Source organism: Achromobacter sp. B7 (genome assembly GCF_003600685.1).
GTDB lineage: Bacteria > Pseudomonadota > Gammaproteobacteria > Burkholderiales > Burkholderiaceae_B > Achromobacter > Achromobacter spanius_B.
The window spans coordinates 3728849-3747042 of sequence record NZ_CP032084.1 but is presented as its reverse complement, the minus strand read 5'-3'; the positions used below and the strand labels follow the sequence as shown (position 1 = coordinate 3747042).

The 18194-nt window shown below is 64.7% G+C and carries 17 protein-coding genes; 9 read left to right on the top strand and 8 right to left on the bottom strand.

Annotation, left to right across the window (positions count from 1 at the left end; all coding sequences use genetic code 11):
* The first annotated feature begins 164 nt into the window (after nt 1-164).
* The 3 genes from radA (at nt 165) to DVB37_RS16840 (ending at nt 2851) form a co-directional block, all read left to right on the top strand.
* Complete coding sequence (gene radA / locus DVB37_RS16850) at nt 165-1526, top strand: DNA repair protein RadA (protein WP_046804723.1); 1362 nt, start codon at nt 165-167, stop codon at nt 1524-1526.
* A 48-nt stretch (nt 1527-1574) separates the two neighbouring features.
* Entirely contained in the window at nt 1575-2414 is an 840-nt protein-coding gene (locus DVB37_RS16845; RefSeq protein ID WP_120157533.1) for a sulfite exporter TauE/SafE family protein, read from the top strand.
* 200 nt (nt 2415-2614) lie between these two features.
* The gene (locus tag DVB37_RS16840) at nt 2615-2851 is read left to right on the top strand and encodes a hypothetical protein (RefSeq protein WP_046804722.1); all 237 of its coding nucleotides are present in this window, start codon (nt 2615-2617) and stop codon (nt 2849-2851) included.
* 161 nt (nt 2852-3012) lie between these two features.
* On the opposite strand, the gene DVB37_RS16835 is transcribed toward DVB37_RS16840, so the two are convergent.
* The 3 genes from DVB37_RS16835 to DVB37_RS16825 form a co-directional block, all read right to left on the bottom strand.
* Complete coding sequence (locus DVB37_RS16835; protein ID WP_046804721.1) at nt 3013-3969, bottom strand: 2-hydroxyacid dehydrogenase; 957 nt, start codon at nt 3967-3969, stop codon at nt 3013-3015.
* A 150-nt stretch (nt 3970-4119) separates the two neighbouring features.
* On the bottom strand, nt 4120-5091 hold the full coding sequence (locus tag DVB37_RS16830; protein WP_104144410.1) for a tripartite tricarboxylate transporter substrate binding protein: 972 nt from the start codon (nt 5089-5091) through the stop codon (nt 4120-4122).
* A gap of 74 nt (nt 5092-5165) precedes the next feature.
* Nucleotides 5166-6167, bottom strand: coding sequence for a tripartite tricarboxylate transporter substrate binding protein (locus DVB37_RS16825; RefSeq protein ID WP_046804719.1), 1002 nt, complete (start codon nt 6165-6167; stop codon nt 5166-5168).
* A 166-nt stretch (nt 6168-6333) separates the two neighbouring features.
* Here DVB37_RS16825 and DVB37_RS16820 point away from each other — a divergent pair, with 166 nt between their 5' ends.
* From DVB37_RS16820 to garL, 5 genes are all read left to right on the top strand, one after another.
* Nucleotides 6334-7263: a dihydrodipicolinate synthase family protein gene (locus tag DVB37_RS16820; protein WP_120156254.1), complete on the top strand. Its 930-nt coding sequence runs from the start codon at nt 6334-6336 to the stop codon at nt 7261-7263.
* A 176-nt stretch (nt 7264-7439) separates the two neighbouring features.
* Entirely contained in the window at nt 7440-8141 is a 702-nt protein-coding gene (locus tag DVB37_RS16815; protein ID WP_162941334.1) for a FadR/GntR family transcriptional regulator, read from the top strand.
* Nucleotides 8142-8278: 137 nt separating this feature from the next.
* Entirely contained in the window at nt 8279-9307 is a 1029-nt protein-coding gene (locus DVB37_RS16810; protein WP_240434154.1) for an Ldh family oxidoreductase, read from the top strand.
* A gap of 97 nt (nt 9308-9404) precedes the next feature.
* Nucleotides 9405-10403, top strand: a complete 999-nt coding sequence (locus DVB37_RS16805; RefSeq protein WP_162941234.1) for a tripartite tricarboxylate transporter substrate binding protein — start codon at nt 9405-9407, stop codon at nt 10401-10403.
* Between the two features lie 68 nt (nt 10404-10471).
* Entirely contained in the window at nt 10472-11239 is a 768-nt protein-coding gene (garL, locus tag DVB37_RS16800; protein ID WP_104144412.1) for a 2-dehydro-3-deoxyglucarate aldolase, read from the top strand.
* Between the two features lie 180 nt (nt 11240-11419).
* Here garL and lysA read toward each other — a convergent pair whose 3' ends face one another.
* The gene (lysA, locus tag DVB37_RS16795) at nt 11420-12652 is read right to left on the bottom strand and encodes a diaminopimelate decarboxylase (RefSeq protein WP_046804713.1); all 1233 of its coding nucleotides are present in this window, start codon (nt 12650-12652) and stop codon (nt 11420-11422) included.
* A gap of 114 nt (nt 12653-12766) precedes the next feature.
* Here lysA and DVB37_RS16790 point away from each other — a divergent pair, with 114 nt between their 5' ends.
* Nucleotides 12767-13675: a LysR family transcriptional regulator gene (locus DVB37_RS16790; RefSeq protein WP_120157532.1), complete on the top strand. Its 909-nt coding sequence runs from the start codon at nt 12767-12769 to the stop codon at nt 13673-13675.
* Between the two features lie 194 nt (nt 13676-13869).
* Here the strand turns inward: DVB37_RS16790 and rpsT are convergent, their stop codons facing one another.
* From rpsT to DVB37_RS16770, 4 genes are all read right to left on the bottom strand, one after another.
* Nucleotides 13870-14133: a 30S ribosomal protein S20 gene (gene rpsT / locus DVB37_RS16785; protein WP_025135824.1), complete on the bottom strand. Its 264-nt coding sequence runs from the start codon at nt 14131-14133 to the stop codon at nt 13870-13872.
* Between the two features lie 289 nt (nt 14134-14422).
* Nucleotides 14423-15394 carry a FecR domain-containing protein gene (locus DVB37_RS16780; protein WP_046804712.1) on the bottom strand — a complete coding sequence of 324 codons (972 nt, stop codon included), beginning with the start codon at nt 15392-15394 and terminating at the stop codon, nt 14423-14425.
* A 193-nt stretch (nt 15395-15587) separates the two neighbouring features.
* On the bottom strand, nt 15588-17147 hold the full coding sequence (gene murJ, locus DVB37_RS16775) for a murein biosynthesis integral membrane protein MurJ (protein ID WP_104144414.1): 1560 nt from the start codon (nt 17145-17147) through the stop codon (nt 15588-15590).
* Nucleotides 17148-17331: 184 nt separating this feature from the next.
* Nucleotides 17332-18090 carry a 3-hydroxyacyl-CoA dehydrogenase gene (locus DVB37_RS16770; RefSeq protein ID WP_046804710.1) on the bottom strand — a complete coding sequence of 253 codons (759 nt, stop codon included), beginning with the start codon at nt 18088-18090 and terminating at the stop codon, nt 17332-17334.
* Nucleotides 18091-18194 lie beyond the last annotated feature (104 nt).

Genomic DNA, 18194 nt, shown 5'->3' with positions numbered 1-18194 from the left:
TGCCGCCCTGGGCTGGGCGGTTCGACAATGCGCTGCACTGGACGATTATGCGCGATTTGCGCGATTCCGGGCGGGGTTTTCTTGCACGGCGGCGATGTTATTTTGGCCCGGCCCTGTTATTGAAAGCAGATTGAAATCTTGCGCTTGCCGGTACACTTTCGCGCATGGCCAAATCCCGAACCGTATATGTGTGCGCCGACTGCGGCGGCACCACCCCGAAGTGGCAGGGCAAATGCCCGCATTGCAACGCCTGGAACACGCTGGAAGAAACCGTCGAGTCCTCGACGCCCGCCGCCGCCGCGCACCGTTACGCGCCGCTGGCCTCTGCCAGCCCGGTGCGCAGCCTGTCTGAAATCGAAGCCCGCGAAACACCACGCCAGCCGACCGGGCTGGACGAATTCGACCGCGTCCTGGGCGGCGGCCTGGTCGCGGGCGCCGTGGTGCTGATCGGCGGCGATCCGGGGATCGGCAAATCCACGCTGTTGTTGCAGGCGCTGGCCTCGCTGTCCGAAACCACCAACGTGCTGTATGTGACGGGCGAGGAATCGGCCGAACAGGTCGCCTTGCGCGCACGCCGGCTGGACTTGCAGACGGGCAACGTGAACCTGCTGGCCGAGATCCGCCTGGAAGCGATCCAGGCCGCCGTGTCCGAACAGAAGCCTACCGTGGCCGTCATCGACTCGATCCAGACCCTGTACAGCGGCGAACTCAGCGCCGCGCCGGGTTCGGTGTCGCAGGTGCGCGAATGCGCGGCGCAATTGACGCGCCTGGCCAAGCAGACCGGCATCGCGATCGTCATGATCGGCCACGTCACCAAGGACGGCGCGCTGGCCGGCCCGCGCGTGCTGGAGCACATTGTGGACACCGTGCTGTATTTCGAAGGCGACACGCATTCCTCGTTCCGGCTGGTGCGCGCATTCAAGAACCGCTTTGGCGCCGTCAACGAGCTGGGCGTTTTTGCGATGACCGACCGTGGCCTGCGCGGCGTGGCCAACCCGTCCGCGCTGTTCCTGTCCCAGCACGAGCAGCAGGTGGCCGGTTCCTGCGTGATGGCCACGCAAGAGGGCACGCGCCCGCTGCTGGTTGAGATCCAGGCCTTGGTCGACAGTTCGCATTCGCCCAATCCGCGCCGCCTGACGGTGGGCCTTGAAGGCAATCGGCTGGCCATGTTGCTGGCGGTGATGCACCGGCACGCGGGTGTCACCACGTTTGACCAGGACGTGTTCGTCAACGCCGTGGGCGGCGTGCGCATCACCGAACCGGCCGCCGACTTGCCGGTGCTGCTGGCCATCATGTCTTCGTTGCGCGACAAGCCCTTGCCGCGCGGCCTGATCGCGTTCGGCGAAGTTGGTCTGGCCGGCGAGATCCGTCCCGCGCCGCGCGGTCAGGAACGCTTGCGCGAAGCCGCCAAGTTGGGTTTTTCGATTGCGCTGATTCCCAAGGCCAACGCACCGCGCCAACCCATTGAAGGGTTGGAGATCTGGGCGGTGGACCGGCTGGACGCCGCGTTGGACAAGTTGCGCTGACGCGCTGTTTTCCCCTTGCCGCGCAGGCAAGGGCTGTTGGAGCAAGACGTGAGTCTGTTAGTGATTGCCGCGTGCCTGGCCGCGGGTAGCCTGATTGGTTTCATGGGCGGCGTGCTGGGCATCGGGGGCGGGCTCATCGCCATTCCGGCGCTGGTGCTGTTGATGGGCATGTCGCAGCAGTTGGCGCAGGGCACCGCGCTGATCATGGTGCTGCCCGCCATCACCATGGCGGTGCGGAAATACAACCAGCAAACGCGCATCGACAAGCGCGTGGCGGCTGCCGGGGCGGCCGGCGCGGTGGTGTTCACGTGGGTGGGCGCGCGGCTGGCGCTGGGCATTGATTCCAGCGTGCTGCGTCGAAGCTTCGCCGTGTTCCTGTTCTTTATCGCGCTGTTCTACGTCTGGCAGACCTGGCGTGCGGGCCGCCTTGCCGCGCGCCGTGCAGCAGGGCAAGCGCCGTCCAAAGCGCAGTCCGACCACAAGCCGCAGTCCGACCAGAAGCCGCACTCCGACCACAAGCGTGCGCCGGTCTTCACCCCGCGCCGCGCCAGCGTGCTGGGCATGCTGTGCGGCACGTTGGGCGGCTTCTTCGGCGTGGGCGGTGCGGTGCTGGCCGTGCCCATCATCACCACGGTGTTCCGCTTGCCGCAGACGGTGGCGCAGGCCTTGGCCCTAAGCATGGTGATCCCCGGATCGACCATCGCGCTGATCACGTATGCATGGGCCGGCCAGGCGGACTGGACGGTGGGCGTGCCCTTGGCCATCGGCAGCCTGCTGTTCGTGCCGGTCGGTGTGCGCCTGGCCTACAAGCTGCCTGAACGCAAGCTGAGAGTCTGCTTTGCGTTGATGCTGTTCGCCACCGTGGCCTTGCTGGCGTTTGAGTCGTAGGCATAACCGTAGGCATAACTTCAAGCCATATCCTTAAGCCATATCCTCAAGCCATATTTCCAAGCGTTAGCAGCCGAAATTTTCTGGTTCCGCGTTGAACCTTCGCAGCCGGTGAACTTCAAACGGAGTACGGGGTAAGCGGCGATGTTGCCGCCCCGTGTCGGTTAGGCTTCGGCCTTGCACATTCAGGAGTTCATGTAATGACGACTCACTCCCGTATCGCTGCGTTCTTATCCACCTCGGCCTTGTGCCTCGGTCTTGCTGCTGCGCCTTCGGCGTTCGCGGCGGGCGCCGATGCCACGACCAAGGCGGGTGATACCAAGACCCACGCGCAGCATAAGCATCACAAGTCTGACAAAACGTCCGCCAAACCGGCGGCCGCGAAATCAGGCGCATCAAAGATGGACCATTCCGGCGCCACGACGCCGGCGAAGTAGGCAGGGGGCTGAAAAGCCCGATGTAGTTCCTTTGCAGGAAGACTACCGACCTCTTGGGGCCGGAAAGTCGAAAGCCTCTCGGTATGGGCACCGAGAGGCTTTTTCGTTTTTGCTTTCTGTTCTTTTGCTATCTGCTTGGCCGCGCCATCGCGCGGCGGCGTTCATTCCACCGGCGTAATCACGTGGCCCGTGTCGAAGTACGCCTTCAGGTTGTCCAGCATCAGGTTTTCCATGGCCAGGCGGGTCTCCAGCGTGGCGCTGCCGATGTGCGGCAGCACGACGGCGTTGTCGCTGGTCTTCAATGCGTCCGGCACCTTGGGTTCGTGCTCGAACACGTCCAGCGCCGCGCAGCCCAGCTTGCCCGCTTCCAGTGCGGCCACCAGCGCGGCCTCGTCAATGACCGGCCCGCGCGCGATATTGACGATGATGCCCTTGGGACCCAACGCTTCCAGCACGGCCTGGTTGACCAGGTGGCGCGTGCTGGGCCCGCCCACGGTGGCGACCACCAGGAAGTCCGCCCACGCGGCCAGGTCCACCAGCGATGCTTCGTAGCCGTACGCGATGTCGTCGCGCTTTCTGCGGTTGTGATAGCGCACGTCCATGTCGAAACCCGTGCCACGCTTGGCGATGGCTTCGCCGATGCGGCCCAGGCCCACGATGCCCAGCTTCTTGCCGCTGACGCGCTGGCCCAGCGGGATGCTGCCGTGCACCTGACCCCATTGGCCGGCGCGCACAAAGCGTTCGCCCTGGCCCATGCGGCGCGCACCCGCGATCAACAAGCCCCAGGCCAGATCCGCGACGCAGTCCGTCAGCACGTCCGGCGTGTTGCTGACCTGCACGCCACGTTTTTTGGCGGCGTCCACGTCGATGGTTTCATAGCCCACGCCCCAGCTGCAAATGGCTTTCAGGTCGGGCAGCGCGTTGATCAGTTCGGCGTCCGCGCCAAAGTTGGCCGACGTGACGACGGCAGCGATGCCCTTGCCATGTTCAGCCAAGGCCGCCTTGCGGTCGGGGAATTTCCATAGCTCCACGACGTCATAGCGCTCGGCTAGGTTCTTGTTGGCGGAAGGCGAGCCGGCCAGCGAGCCGACCTGGATGATGCGATGCTTGGTGGTCATGTTGTCGTACGGATGGGTGGCAAAACGGTCATGCTACTTGATTCGACCTTGAAAACCGCTGAGGGGATGCCCGTAGGCATCCCCTCGCGGTTGCCTGGCCCTGGCCCTGGTCCTGGCGCTGGCCTTGGCCTTGATCGGGCGTGGCGGTTTTCACTCCAGCTGGATGTTCGCCTTCTGGATGACGTCCTTCCAACGCTTGACCTCGCCTTGCTGGAAGGCGGTGAACTGCTGCGGAGTATTCGCCACGACTTCAAAGCCCAGGCCTTGCAGCGTCTGCTCGGTCTTCGGGTCGCGCAACGCCGTCTGCAAAGCCTTGGACAGCTGTTCAACGACTGCCGGCGGCGTGTTCTTGGGCACGGCAAAGCCTTGCCAGGAATACACCACCATGTCCTTGATGCCGGCTTCGGCCAAGGTCGGCACGTTGGGCAGGTCGGTCGCTCGGGCATCGCCGGTGATGGCCAGCGCCTTGAGCTTGCCGGCCTTGATGTGGTTTTGCACCGCGCCCAGGTTCTGGAACGACACGTTCACCTGTCCGCCGATCAGGTCCGCGATGGCAGCGCCGCCGCCCTTGTAGGGCACGTCCACGCCCGTGCTGTCCGTGCGCTGGCGAAACAGCACCGCCGACAGGTGGTCGGACGACCCGGTGCCGGACGACGCGTACGACACGCTGCCCGGATTCTTCTTGGCATAGGCCACCAGTTCGGCCACCGTGCTGGCGGGAAAGTTGGGAGACGCGACCAGCACATTGGGGTTGCGCACCGCCTGCGTCAGGTAAGCAAAGTCCTTGCTGGGGTTGTAGGACAGGTTCTTGTACAGCGCCTCGTTGATAGCGAAGGTGCCGATCGAGCCCACCATCATCGTGTAGCCGTCGGGCGTGCTGCGGGCCAGCGCCTGTGCACCGATGGCGCTGTTGGCGCCGGGCTTGTTCTCGACCACGAAGGTCTGGCCCAGGATCTTGGTCAGCGCGGGCGTGACCGAGCGCGCGGTGATGTCGGACGAGCCGCCCGGCACGAAGGGCACGATCATGGTGACCGGCTTTTCCGGATAACCGGCGGCCTGCGCCGCGGGTCCGGCAAGTAGAACGGCGCCCGCCGCGGCAGCCGCGCAGAACAGTTTATTCATGTTGTCTCCTGGTTCGCGTGGTGATGAAAAGCCCGGCGCTCACGCGTTGCGCACGGGCCTGAATCTGCGTTGGTTCAGTCGACTTTCGCGCCCGAGGCTTTCACCACCTCGGCCCACTTGACGGTCTCTTGCGCCATGAACTGTTTGAACTGCGTAGGCGTGTTGCCCGACGGCGTGGCCCCTTGCGCCTGCAACTGCGCGCGCACCGGCTCTTGCTGCAAGGCCGCGGCCACGTCGCGCTGGATTTTTTCCACGATGGCGGGCGGGGTGCCGGCAGGCGCCAACAGGCCGAACCAGCTGGATGCCTCGTAGCCCTTCACGCCGGCTTCGGCCATCGTGGGCACGTCGGGCAGCGCGGGTGAGCGGGCCGCCGTGGTGACGGCCAGCGGGCGCAGCTTGCCGCCCTTGATGTAGCCCATGGACGAAGGCAGGTTGTCGAAGATCAGGTCGGCCGAACCGCCCATCACGTCGGTCAGCGCGGGGCTGCTGCCCTTGTAGGGCACGTGCGTCATGCGCGTGCCCGTCATTGTCTGGAACAGTTCGCCCGACAAGTGCGTGGACGTGCCGTTGCCGGTGGACGCCATGTTGACGCTGTCGGGATTGGCCTTCAGGTATTTGATCAGGTCCGCCACCGTGCGGATGCCATGCTTGTCCGCGAATTTGGGATTCAGTTCAAGAATGTTCGGCACTGGGATGACCAGCGTGACCGGTACGAAGTCCTTCACCGGGTCGTACGGCAGCTTGCTGTAGACGGACTGGTTGATGGCGTGCGTGCTGACGGTGCCCATCAGCAAGGTGTAGCCGTCGGCCGTGGCGCGCGCGGCTTCGGCCGTGCCCACGTTGCCGCCCGCGCCGGCCTTGTTGTCGACCACCACTGATTTGTTCCAGCTTTTGCCCAGTTCCGCAGCCACCACGCGCGCGGCGATGTCGGCGGTGCCGCCGGCAGGGAAGGGCACGATGATCTTCACGTCGCGTTCGGGATAGTCGGCGTGGGCCTGCGCGGCGGGCAAGGTCAAGGCGATGGCCGTGAGGCTGGCGGCAGCGAGCAGCCGGCGTCGCGCGAATAGGGCATGCATGGTGTTGTCTCCTCGGTGTGCGCGTGGCCGCGCATCGTTTGTGGGATGTTCTGGTGATGCCGTTTCACTTGTCAAACAAATATAGGTATTGAGAATATGCTTGTCAACCAAGTATACTTTTTTCACCTTACTTATCTGACAACTGGATCAGCCAGGAGCCCCGTCCATGAAAACTTCCCCGGTCACCGCGCAGGACTTGCAACGCTCGGTCATTGCCGTGCCGCCTCTGGCGCGCCACGACGATCTTTCGCTGAACGAAGCCGCCAACAAGGCCCTGCTTGGCCATCTGGAAGCAGGCGGCGTGCGCAACGTCATGTACGGCGGCAACGCCAATTTCTACAACGTGGGCGTCAGCGAATACGCGCGCATCGTGGACATGCTGGCCGGCCTGGCCGGCGCGGACACATGGATCCTGCCGTCGGTCGGCCCTGACTACGGCAAGATGATGGACCAGGCCGCCATCCTGCGTTCGCGCGCGTTTCCCACCGGCATGCTGTTGCCGATGTCGTTCCCGTACACGGACGCCGGCCTGGCCGACGGCGTGCGCCGCTTTACCGATGCGCTGGGCAAGCCGGCCGTGGTCTATATCAAGTCGGCCGACTACCTGGCCCCCGAGACCGCCGCGCGCTTGATCGAAGAAGGCCGCATCGCCGCGTTCAAGTACGCCGTGGTGCGCGATGAACCGGCCAAGGACGCGTACCTGTCGTCGATGCTGCAAGCGGTGGACGCGCGCTGGATCGTCAGCGGCATCGGTGAACGCCCCGCCATCGTGCACTATCGCGATTTCGGCTTGAAGAGCTTCACGTCGGGCTCGGTCTGCATCGCCCCGCGCGGGTCCATGCGCTTGCTGCATCTGCTGCGCGATGGCCGCTACGACGAAGCCGAATCCGTGCGCCAACATTATCTGGGCCTGGAAGACTGCCGCGACGGCATCAGCCCGATCCGCGTGCTGCACGACGCGGTGACCTTGTCCGGCGTGGCGAACATGGGTCCCATGTTGCCGCTGCTGACCGGCATTTCCAGCGCCGAACGCGAACGGGTGGCGCCCGTCGCGCGCGAGTTGGCGGCCTGGGACCGGGAAGCCGTGGCGGCCTGAACGTGAACGGCTCGGCCGCGCATCGCCCGTCTTGCCGCCGGTTGGCGGTACGATGGGCGCTGTCCGCGTAAAGGCGGGCAGGCCTTACGCATTCAGGAGGTTTCGTGGCCCGATCCAAAGCAACACCATCATCCGAACCGCAAGCGCCGGCCGAGGCCGAAGTCGCCGGTTCCCATGTGCTTGAACGGGGACACCGGGTGCGGCTGGCGGACCAGGTCTACGGGCAAATCTTCGAACAGATCGTGTCGGGCGGGCTCAATGTCGGCGACAAGCTGCCGTCCGAAAACGAAATATCGGAACGCTTCGGGGTCTCGCGGCCGGTGGTGCGTGAAGCGCTGCTGCGGCTGCGCGCCGATGGCCTGATCACCGCGCATCAGGGGCTGGGCACCTTCGTCAGCCACCAGCCCGCGCCACGCCTGAAAACGTTCAACGATGTGCAGAACGTCAGCGCGTACCTGCGCGCACAAGAGGTGCGCGTGGCGCTGGAAGGCGATGCCGCGCGGTTGGCGGCGCTGCGCCGCACCGACGAACAGCTCAAGAAGATCACTGACGCGCACGCGGCCTTTGCCGACAGCCTGACGCATGGCCAGGTCTCGCCCGAGGCCGACCTGGCTTTCCACGCCAGCATCGCCGAAGCCAGCGGCAATGATTTTTATCTGGGCGTGCTGGAAAGCATCCACGAATCCATCAACGGTTTCATGCGCCTGACGTTGAGCCTGACCCGCACCGGCTCGCGCCAGCGCGCGCAGCGTGTCGTGGACGAGCACGCCACCATCCTGGACGCCATCCGCGAACAGGACAGCGAACGCGCCCGCGTCGCCATGCAGTTTCACCTGGGGCAGGCGCGCCATCGGTTGGTGGACCGCGAACGCGACTGATCCATCCCGCGTGGCGCGCCGCCGCCCTTCACCACATCAAACGGAGACAACCCGTGCAAGGCAATGGAGCAACAGCGAGAAACGTGCCGGTAGAGCAGGTGCTTGAACAGATATTGCAGGTCTTGCAAGCGTGGGGCATGGACGAAGACCTGGCCCACACCACCGCCGGCCTGATGGCGCGGACGGATCTGCTGGGAATTGATTCGCATGGCATTTCGATGCTGCCTTCGTACGAGGAAAAGTGGCGTGCCGGGTCGTTGCGGCTGGATGCCCGCGCGCGCGTGGTGCGCGACAGCGGCGCCAGTGCACTGATCGACGGCATGGGCGGGCTGGGCTATCCGGTGGCGGCGCAGGCCATGCATCTGGCCGTGGACAAGGCGCTGGAACACGGGGTGGGCGCGGTATCCGTCTGCAATTCGCATCACTTCGGCGCGGCCGGCGTTTACGCGCGCATCGCGGTGGAACGCGGCGTGGTCGGCCTGGTGACCAGCAGCGCCAACGGCATCATCATGGTGCCCACGCGCGGCGCCATGCCCATGCTGGGCACCAACCCCATTGCGTTCGGCGCCCCGGCCGCGCACAACGAGCCTTTCGTGCTGGACATGGCCACCACGACAGTGGCCGCGAACAAGGTCAAGGTGTATGACTTTTTGGGCAAGCCCTTGCCGCCCGGCTGGGCGGTGGACGGGCAGGGCGCGGCGGTGACCGATGCCGACGCGGCCATGCAGTACATCTTCAAGCAGCCAGAAGGCGGGCTGACTCCCTTGGGCGGCACACCCGCAATGAGCAGCCATAAGGGCTACGGCCTGGCCATGATGGCGCAGATTCTGGGCGGCACGCTTAGCGGCAGCGCGTTTGCCGCGCGCCGCGCGCCTACGCGCAAGGCCGGTGAACCGGATGACGTGGGCCACTTCTTCCTGGCGCTTAACCCCGATGCGTTCCGCGCGGCGGGCTCGTTCGAATCCGATATGGACGACATGATCGACGCGCTGCACGACACGCCGCCCGCCAATCCCGACGAACCCGTGCTGGTGGCGGGCGAGCCCGAAGCGGCCGAGCGCGCGCGTCGGTTGCGCGCGGGCATACCCATTTCGGCAGCCCTGGCCGAACGCCTGCGCGGCATCTGCGAGCGCGCGGGCACGCCCTATCTGCTGGACGATATCTGATCGCACGGCGCTTGTTGCACTGATTTTGTTGTACCCAAAACAGCAGACCCGGCCACCGGGCTCATTCCCCAAGAAAAACCATACGGAAGAGACAACCATGCAACAACCCAAACCTTCGGCGCGCAGACGCCTTGCCGTGCTCGCGGCGGCCACGCTTGGTGCCCTGACGCTATTGCCCGGGGCGGCCATGGCGCAGGCGGCCTGGCCCGCCAAACCGGTCAAGCTGATCGTACCTTTCCCGGCCGGCGGCAGCACCGATTCGGTCGGCCGACTGCTGGCCGCCGAGCTGTCCAAAGAGCTGGGCCAAAGCGTCATCGTCGAGAACAAGGGCGGCGCCAACGGCAACATCGGATCGGACGTCGTGGCCAAGGCGGAGCCTGACGGCTATACCTTGCTGCTATCGGGCGTGGGTTCCAACGCCATCAGCTACGCGGTCTACCAAAACATGCCGTATCGCAACAGCGACTTCGCACATATCTCCTTGCTGGCCACCGGCCCCAATGTGCTGGTCGCGAACATGGAGTTTCCGGGCAAGACGTTCGCCGATTTCATCAAGTTGGCGCGCGAAAATCCGGGAAAGTACACGCATGCGAGTTCGGGCAGCGGCTCGTCCGGCCATCTGGCCATGGAGATGCTCAAGCAAGACGCCAAGATTGATTTGGTGCACGTGCCCTACAAGGGCGGCGCGGCCGCGATTACCGACATGATCGGCGGGCGTGTGTCAGTGATGTTCTTGAATCAGGACACGCTGCTGCCGCAAGTCAGGTCGGGCAAGCTGCGCGCGTTGGCCGTGGCCAGCGCCAAGCGCAACCCCGCTTATCCCGACACGCCCACGGTGGCGGAATCCGGCTATCCCGGTTTTTCGGCTGAATCGTGGTTCGGCTTGTCGGCGCCCGCCAAGACACCGCCTGCCGTGATCCAGCGCTTGAACCAAGCGACGGTAAAGGCGTTGGCGTCGCCCGAGATCCGTCAAAAGCTCGAAAGCGTGGGCTTTGTGGTGGTGGGCGACGACCCGAAGTCGTTCTCGGCGTTTGTCGATAACGAAATCGCCAAGTGGGGCAAGGCGGCCAAGGCATCGGGCGCGCGCATGGATTAATACGGGCGCGCCGGGTCATGGCCCGGCGCGTTGTTTCTGGTTTTTATTTTGCGACATTGGACGTGGCAATGAACTCACCTTTACCCAACCGTTTCCGCCAACGCATCCTGGCGCGCGAGCGGCTCATCGGCTTTTGGATGTGTATGTCCAGCCACATCACGGCAGAGCTCGTCGGCCTGGCGGATTTTGACTGGCTGCTGCTGGATGGCGAACATTCGCCGAACGAAGTGCCGATGTTCCTGCAGCAGCTACAGGCCTTGCAGGGCAGCGCCAGCGCGGCCGTCGGCCGTCCGTCGTGGAACGATCCGGTGCAGATCAAGCGCTTGCTGGATATCGGCTTCTACAACCTGCTGATCCCGTTCATTGAATCGGAAGCGGACGCGCGGCTGGCGGTAGCCGCCACCCGTTATCCGCCCGAGGGCATACGCGGCGTGGCCGGCGCGCAGCGCAGCAACCGTTACGGCACGGTGCCCGATTACCTGCAAACCATCAACGACAACATCTGCGTGCTGCTGCAAATTGAAAGCCGTCCGGGCATCGATGCGGTGGACGAGATTGCGGCGGTGGAAGGCGTGGACGGCGTGTTCATCGGCCCGTCGGACCTGGCGGCGGCGTTGGGCCACATCGGCAACCCGAGCCACCCCGAAGTGCAAGAGGTCATTCGGCATCTGCACGAACGCGTGTCGGCCCAGGGCAAGGCCGTGGGAATCCTGGCGCCGGTGCAGGCGGACGCGCGCCGCTATCTGGACATGGGCATGCACTTTGTAGCGGTGGGCACGGACCTGGGCGTGTTCAAGCAGGCCACGTTTGCCTTGCGGGAAACCTTTCCCAGCTGATTGCGCCGGCCGGCGTTGATATGCAAAAACGCCCCGCGATGATGCGGGGCGATTTGCATTGCGCGCGCTGTTTGCAGTGCTTTGTTGGTGGTGCTTTGTTGGCAGTGCTTTGCTTTCAGTGCTTCGCTTTCAGTGCTCTGGTGTGGCGCTTTGAGCGTTGTGCCCGGTGTTGCCCGGCGGTCAGTCTTCCAGCGCCAGCAGTTCGCTCACCGTCTGGCGGCGACGGATCAGCCGCGCCTGGCCGTTGTCCAGCAACACTTCAGGCGCCAGCGGCCGGCTGTTGTAGTTCGATGACATCGACGAACCGTACGCGCCCGCGTTGTGCAGCACCATGAAGTCGCCAATGCGCGGCTGCGGCAGCAGCTGGTCCGACATCACGCCGCCTTCTTCCTGCGTGAACACGTCACCCGATTCGCACAACGGCCCGGCGACGGCAATGCGCGTTTGGGCCGCGCCCTGCGGGTCGGAACCGTCCGGCGCATGCACGGAAATGCGGTGGTAGCTGCCGTACATGGCCGGGCGCATCAAGTCATTGAAGCCCGCATCCACCAGCGCGAAGTCGCGCTCGGGGCGGTGGTTGACGGCGTGCACTTCGGTCACCAGCACGCCGGCCTCGGCGACCAGGAAGCGTCCGGGTTCGATCTCCAGGCGGATTGGGTGTTGCAGAAACTGTTCGATGCGCTTGCGGGCCGCGTCCCATTGTTCGAAATAATGGTCGCAGTCGATGCGCGGCTCGCCATCGCGGTAGGGAATCGACAGGCCGCCCCCGGCCGAGATCGCTTCGATGTCGTGGTCCAGCGAGCGCACCACGTCGACCATGGCGTCGCAGACGCTGGACAGGTGGCCGTAGTCCACGCCCGAACCGATGTGCATGTGAATGCCGACCAGCTTCAGGCCGTGGCGGCGCACGATGGACACCGCCCGGGCCACGTCGTCGATCCAGATCCCGTGCTTGCTTTGCGGGCCGCCGGTGTTGGTCTTGTTGCTGTGACCATGGCCGAAGCCGGGGTTGATGCGCAGCCAAACGCGGTGGCCGCGCGAGGCCTGGCCCACGCGGTCCAACATGTCCAGCGAGCCGGCGTTCACGGTGATGCCGTGCCGAAGTACGGTGGCCAGCGTGGCGTGGTCGATCAGGTCGGCCGTGAAGACCATGCCTTCCGGTTCACCCTTGGGGTCGAATCCGGCGGCCAGGCTGCGCTCGATCTCGCCTAGCGAAACCGCGTCGACCACCGCGCCTTCCTCGCGCATCAGGCGCAGGATGTGCAGGTTCGAGCACGCTTTCTGCGCGTAGCGGATGGTGTCGAAGCGGCGCAGCTGCGCGATGCGTTCGCGGATGACGCTGGCGTCGTACACCCACAGCGGCGTGCCATGTTGCGTGGCGAGTTCGGTAAGTTGGCGCGGATCAAAAGCCATGAAGCATGAACCTTGAAAAAGGAAAGGAAACCAGGCGGCATGATGCCGGGTTCGTGTCATCCAGTAAAATGCTTATATGTTGAAGGGTCATTCATTCCTGATATGGAGCGCACCGTGTTGACGCATCGCCATATCGAAGTATTCCGCGCGGTGATGATCGCGGGCAGCGTCACGCGCGCGGCGCAACTCTTGAGCACGTCGCAACCGACCGTCAGCCGTGAATTGGCGCGGATGGAGCAGGGCATCGGCTTTGCCTTGTTTGAACGCGTGCATGGGCGTTTACGGCCCACCATGCCGGCGCTGGCGCTGTACGACGAGATCCGGCAATCGTATGCGGGGCTGGAGCGCGTTGTGTCGGCGGCGGCCCGCTTGCGCGAATTCCGGGGCGGGCAGCTGTCCGTGATCGCTTTGCCGGCGTTCTCGCATTCCATCTTGCCGGATGCGTTTCGGCGTTTTCACGATCTTCATCCTGGCGTCAGCCTGTCCGTGGAGACGCAAGAATCGCCGTTTCTGGAGGAATGGCTGACGGCCCAACGCTACGATCTTGGGTTGACCGAGCGGGATGCCGCGCCGGCCGGCACGCGCTTGCAGCTGTTGCTGCAAGTGGACGAGGTCTGCGTGTTGCCCGATGGGCATCCGCTCTTGGCGCGCCAGGAAATCGATCTTGCTGATTTCGAAGGGCATGCCTTTGTCAGCCTGTCCGCCCACGATCCCTACCGGGTACAGATTGACGAAGCCTTTGCTGAAGCCGGCGTGTTGCGGCGCTCGGTGGTCGAAACGCCCACCGCCGTGTCGGTCTGCACTTTTGTCAGGCAAGGGCTGGGGCTGGCCATCGTGAACCCGCTGACGGCGCTGGACTTCGTCGGCAGGGGCCTGCATATCCGCCCGCTGCGGCGTTCGCTGCCATTTCGCGTGAATGCAGTCTTTCCTGAACACCGGCCCGCCAATCCCTTGGTGCAAGCGTTCGTGGCATCCTTGACCGACGCCGCCAAAGCGATCAAGGCCCGGCTGGCCGGCGGATGATGGCTCTGCTTGTTCTATCGTTCAGGCACCGAAACGACTCAGGCCGCCCGACTCAGGCAGCCCGACTCAGGCAGCCCGACTCAGGCAGCCCGACTCAAGCAGCCGATCCGTTCAGGCAACAAAAAAGGATGCCCGAGGGCATCCTTCTTTATTTGCCGTATTCATGACGCCCCAGAAAGCGGGGCGGCAGAATCTTAGGCCAGCGCCTTGATAGCGGCAGCCAGGCGGCTCTTGTGGCGAGCAGCCTTGTTCTTGTGGATGATGTTCTTGTCAGCCACGCGATCGATCACGCTCGAGGCCTTCTGGAACACGTCGCCAGCCGCAGCTTTGTCGCCAGCGGCGATAGATTGGCGAACGCGCTTGATGGCGGTGCGCAGCATCGAGCGCAGGCTGGAATTGTGCTTGTTGCGCTCAACGGATTGGCGAGCGCGCTTGCGGGCTTGGGCGGTATTGGCCATGTTGCTATATAAGTTGAATTCGGCAAAGTCGAACATTGTAGCAAGTCCCGATGGGATTGCAAGCTTTTAATGTCAGATCTGTCGATGGAGCGCCCGTCAACCGGGCGGGGGGCGCTGGGGGGAAATGTTCCCGGGCTAAAGAGCCCTGGCTAGAGAACCCTTTCGGATGATCCCCTGCTAAAGCCTGAAACACAGCCTTGAGGAAAACCCGCGGCGCCTACTGGATAAAAACACGGTGCTGAGTATACAACGAAGCGGGCGCCAGGCACAGGCGCGCGGCATAGCGTTGTCACGTCGCGACGTTGATAGAGACAAACCACGGGGTAAAGCGGCGGACATGGATGGGCATCATCTCTTGCAGGGTGTCCAGCGCGGCGTTGGTGTCGTCCAGGGGGAAATGCCCCGAGACGGGCAGGCCGCCGGCCGCCATCGACACGCGCAGCGTACCGGTGCGATAGGGGCGCAGCGCCGCAATCACTTCCGCCAGGGGGCGGCCCCGGGCGTCGACCCAGCCGGATTCCCATGCGGCTTCCGCCATCAGCTCGGCGCGCGGGATATCCATGCGTGACACGTCGAACCGCGCGCCCGTTCCCGCACGGACGGTGCCGTGCGCGCCGGCCATCGTTTCGACTTCGACCTCGTGTTCATGCACCACGACCACGGTGCGCTGCGCTTGCTGGCGCACCATGTACCGGGTGCCCAATGCGCGCACGGTGCCTTCGGCGGTCTGTACCAGGAAGGGGCGGCGCGCGTCGGGCGCCACCGAGACTGTTACGGCGCCGTCCAGCAGGCGAACCTGTCGGTAGGCGGGCGTGAAATCCAGGTTGACGCGGCTGCGGGCGTCCAGCAGCAATTGGCTGCCGTCGGACAGCAGGTAGCGGCGGCGTTCGCCGGTGGCCGTGGCCGCATCGGCGGCAACGTTGCTCAGCGGATAGAAGGCGTTGCCGACATAGGCGGCGCCGGCTGCCGTACTGGCGAGCGCCAGCGAGCCGGCCAGAAATCGGCGGCGTGGCGGCACGATGGCCGGGGGCGGAGGGATCAGCGGCTGCGACGTGGGGGCGGCTCCGGCGGCGTACCCGGCTGCGGGATAAGCGTCGCCTAGCCGTCCAAACGTCGAACCTGCCAATGAGCCCGTCAGCTGTTGCCAGGCGTTCTCATGGACAGGGTCAGCCGCACGCCACGCCAGGAAGTCGTTGTAGTCCTGCGCTGTCGCTTTACCTGAGCGCAGCAGTAGCAACCAATTGATCACCTGGTCCGCCATGGGTTGTCCTTGGGCGTACTTCACTTCATGTTCCCGCCCGTGAATCGGCGGGGGTTCCTCTCGATGGCAATTTGTAAATAATAAAGGTTTTTTACCAAAGATTACCGGGCTGTTGGCATTTCTTGACGAATCCAGTGCAAAAAGCCGGCGGGAAGCCGGCTTTTTGGTGGGATTGTCTGCGCAACGGCCGAAATCAGACTTTTGGCCGACGTCCAAAGTCCTTAAGCCGGAAGCCAAAGAGTAACAACGTTCCGAAGTACACCACCCCGCTTGCCACCAAAACGCCACCCAGCAAGCCGGCGCGCTGTCCCGCATGGGCCTGCATGCCCAGCCAGTCGATTTTGCCGTCGGCGTACCACAGCAATGCCGCCAACGCCGCCAGGGCAGGCAGCAGGCGCAGCACGAACACGGTCCAGCCCGGCCCCGGCTGGTACACGCCCCGGCGGCGCAAGCCGATCAGAAGCGCCAAGGCGTTCAGGCAGGCGCCCAGGCCAATGGCCAGCGCCAGGCCGGCATGCGCCATGAACGGTACCAGCACCAGGTTCATGAACTGTGTCAAAACCAGCACGCCGATGGCGATTTTGACGGGCGTGCGGATGTCTTGCTTGGCATAGAACCCCGGGGCAAGAATCTTGACGGCCAACAGGCCGATCAAGCCGGCGGAGTACGACATGACGGCCAGGCGCGTTTGCAGCACGTCTTGCGCGGCGAAGGCGCCATAGTGGAACAGGGTGGCTACCAGGCCGTCCGACAGCAGCGCCATACCCACCGCGGCGGGCAGGCCCAGCAGCAGCACCAGACGCAAGCCCCAATCCAGCAGGCCGCTGTAGCCGCCATGGTCATCGCGGGCGTGGGCGGCGGACAGGCTGGGCAGCAGCACGGTGCCTAGCGCGACGCCCAGCAAAGCGGTGGGGAACTCCATCAGCCGGTCGGCGAAGGACAGCCACGTGACGCTGCCTGGCGTGAGCCAGGTGGCGATGTTGGTGTTGATCAGCAGGGATATCTGCGCCACCGACACACCCAGCGTGGCGGGCGCCATTTGCTTGAGGATGCGCTGCACGGTGGGGTCGGCCCAGGCTTGGCGAAAGCGCAGCGAAAAGCGCGGAGTCAGCCCCAGGCGGGCCAGGGCCACCCATTGCACGGCCAGTTGCGCCACGCCGCCGATCATCACGCCGACGGCCAGTGCGTAGACGGGCACATCCATACGCGGCGCCAGCCAGATGCACGCGGCGATCATCGACAGGTTGAGCAGCACGGGCGTGAAGGCCGGTACGGCGAATCGGCGCCAGGTGTTCAGCACGCCGGAGGCGAACGCAATCAGAGACATGCAGAAGATGTAGGGAAACATCATCCGCGTCATCCAGACGGCAGCGCCGAACTCGGTATCGCGGGCAGCGCCACGCAGGCCGCTGGCCATGGCCGACACCACCCAGGGCGCGGCGACGATGCCGATCAACGTGATCAGCATCAGCGTGGCGGTCAGCAGCAGCGCCACGCGGTCCAGCAAGATGCGGACTTCTTCTTCAGACCGCTTGTTGCGCGCGGCGCCGAGTATGGGCACGAACGCCTGGGCAAACGCGCCCTCGGCGAACAGGCGGCGCAGCAGGTTGGGAATGCGGAAGGCGACCCAGAAGGCGTCGGTGATAGGGCCGGCGCCAAAGGCGCGCGCGACCAGGATGTCGCGAATCAGGCCGGAAATGCGGGACAGCAGGGTGAAGCTGCTGACGGTGGCCGCCGAACGAAACAGGCTCATGGATGGGACTACGAAAAATTGGGGCGGACTGGCCCCGCAAACACAACGCCTGTTGAAAGGACCGGTGCGCTCCCCGCCCACGCACTACGCAAGAATGCCCTTTCCCCGCCGGGCCGCCCCAAGGGGAAAGACGCCCCCTCGGGGGGCAGCAAGCGTGCGAAGCATGCGCGGCGTGGGGGCATTCTTACTTCGGCGGCATGCGGATGGCGCCGTCCAGGCGGATGGTTTCGCCGTTCAGCATGTCGTTCGTGATGATGCTGTAGACCAGCTTGGCGTAGTCTTCCGGACGGCCCAGGCGGGCGGGGAAGGGGATGCTGGCGGCCAGCGAATCCTGCACTTCCTGCGGCATGCCGAAGATCATCGGCGTGCCGAAAATGCCCGGGGCGATGGTCATGCAGCGGATGCCGGTCTTGGCCAAATCGCGCGCGATCGGCAGGGTCATGCCCGCCACGCCCGCCTTCGATGCCGCGTAGGCAGCCTGGCCGATCTGGCCGTCGAAGGCGGCAACGGACGCCGTGTTGATCATGACGCCACGTTCGCCCGTGGGTTCCGGGGTATTGGCGCTCATGGCTTCGGCGGCCAGGCGCATCATGTTGAAGCTGCCGATCAGGTTGATCGACACGACCTTCTGGAACAGTTCCAGCGGGTGCGCGCCGTTCTTGCCGACGATCTTTGCGGCAGGCGCGACGCCCGCGCAGTTCACCAGCCCAAACAACGCACCCAGTTCCAGCGCGGCCGCCACGGCGCTTTTGCCGTCGGCTTCCTGCGTGACGTCGCAATGCACGTAGCGCTGGCCCAATTCCTTGGCCAGGGCCTGGCCCGGCTCGTCCTGCACGTCGGCGATGACGACCTTGGCGCCGTTTTCCACCAGCATGCGCACGGTGCCCGCGCCCAGTCCCGATGCGCCACCCGTAACGATGAATACCTTGTTCGCGATTTCCATGTCTCTACCACCAGTTCAATTCAAAGGGGATGAAAGCGGCGCGGCAGGCGCCGAATGCGACAAGGCCTTCGGGCCGATGCTGGAGCGCAGTGCGTCCAGCCGGC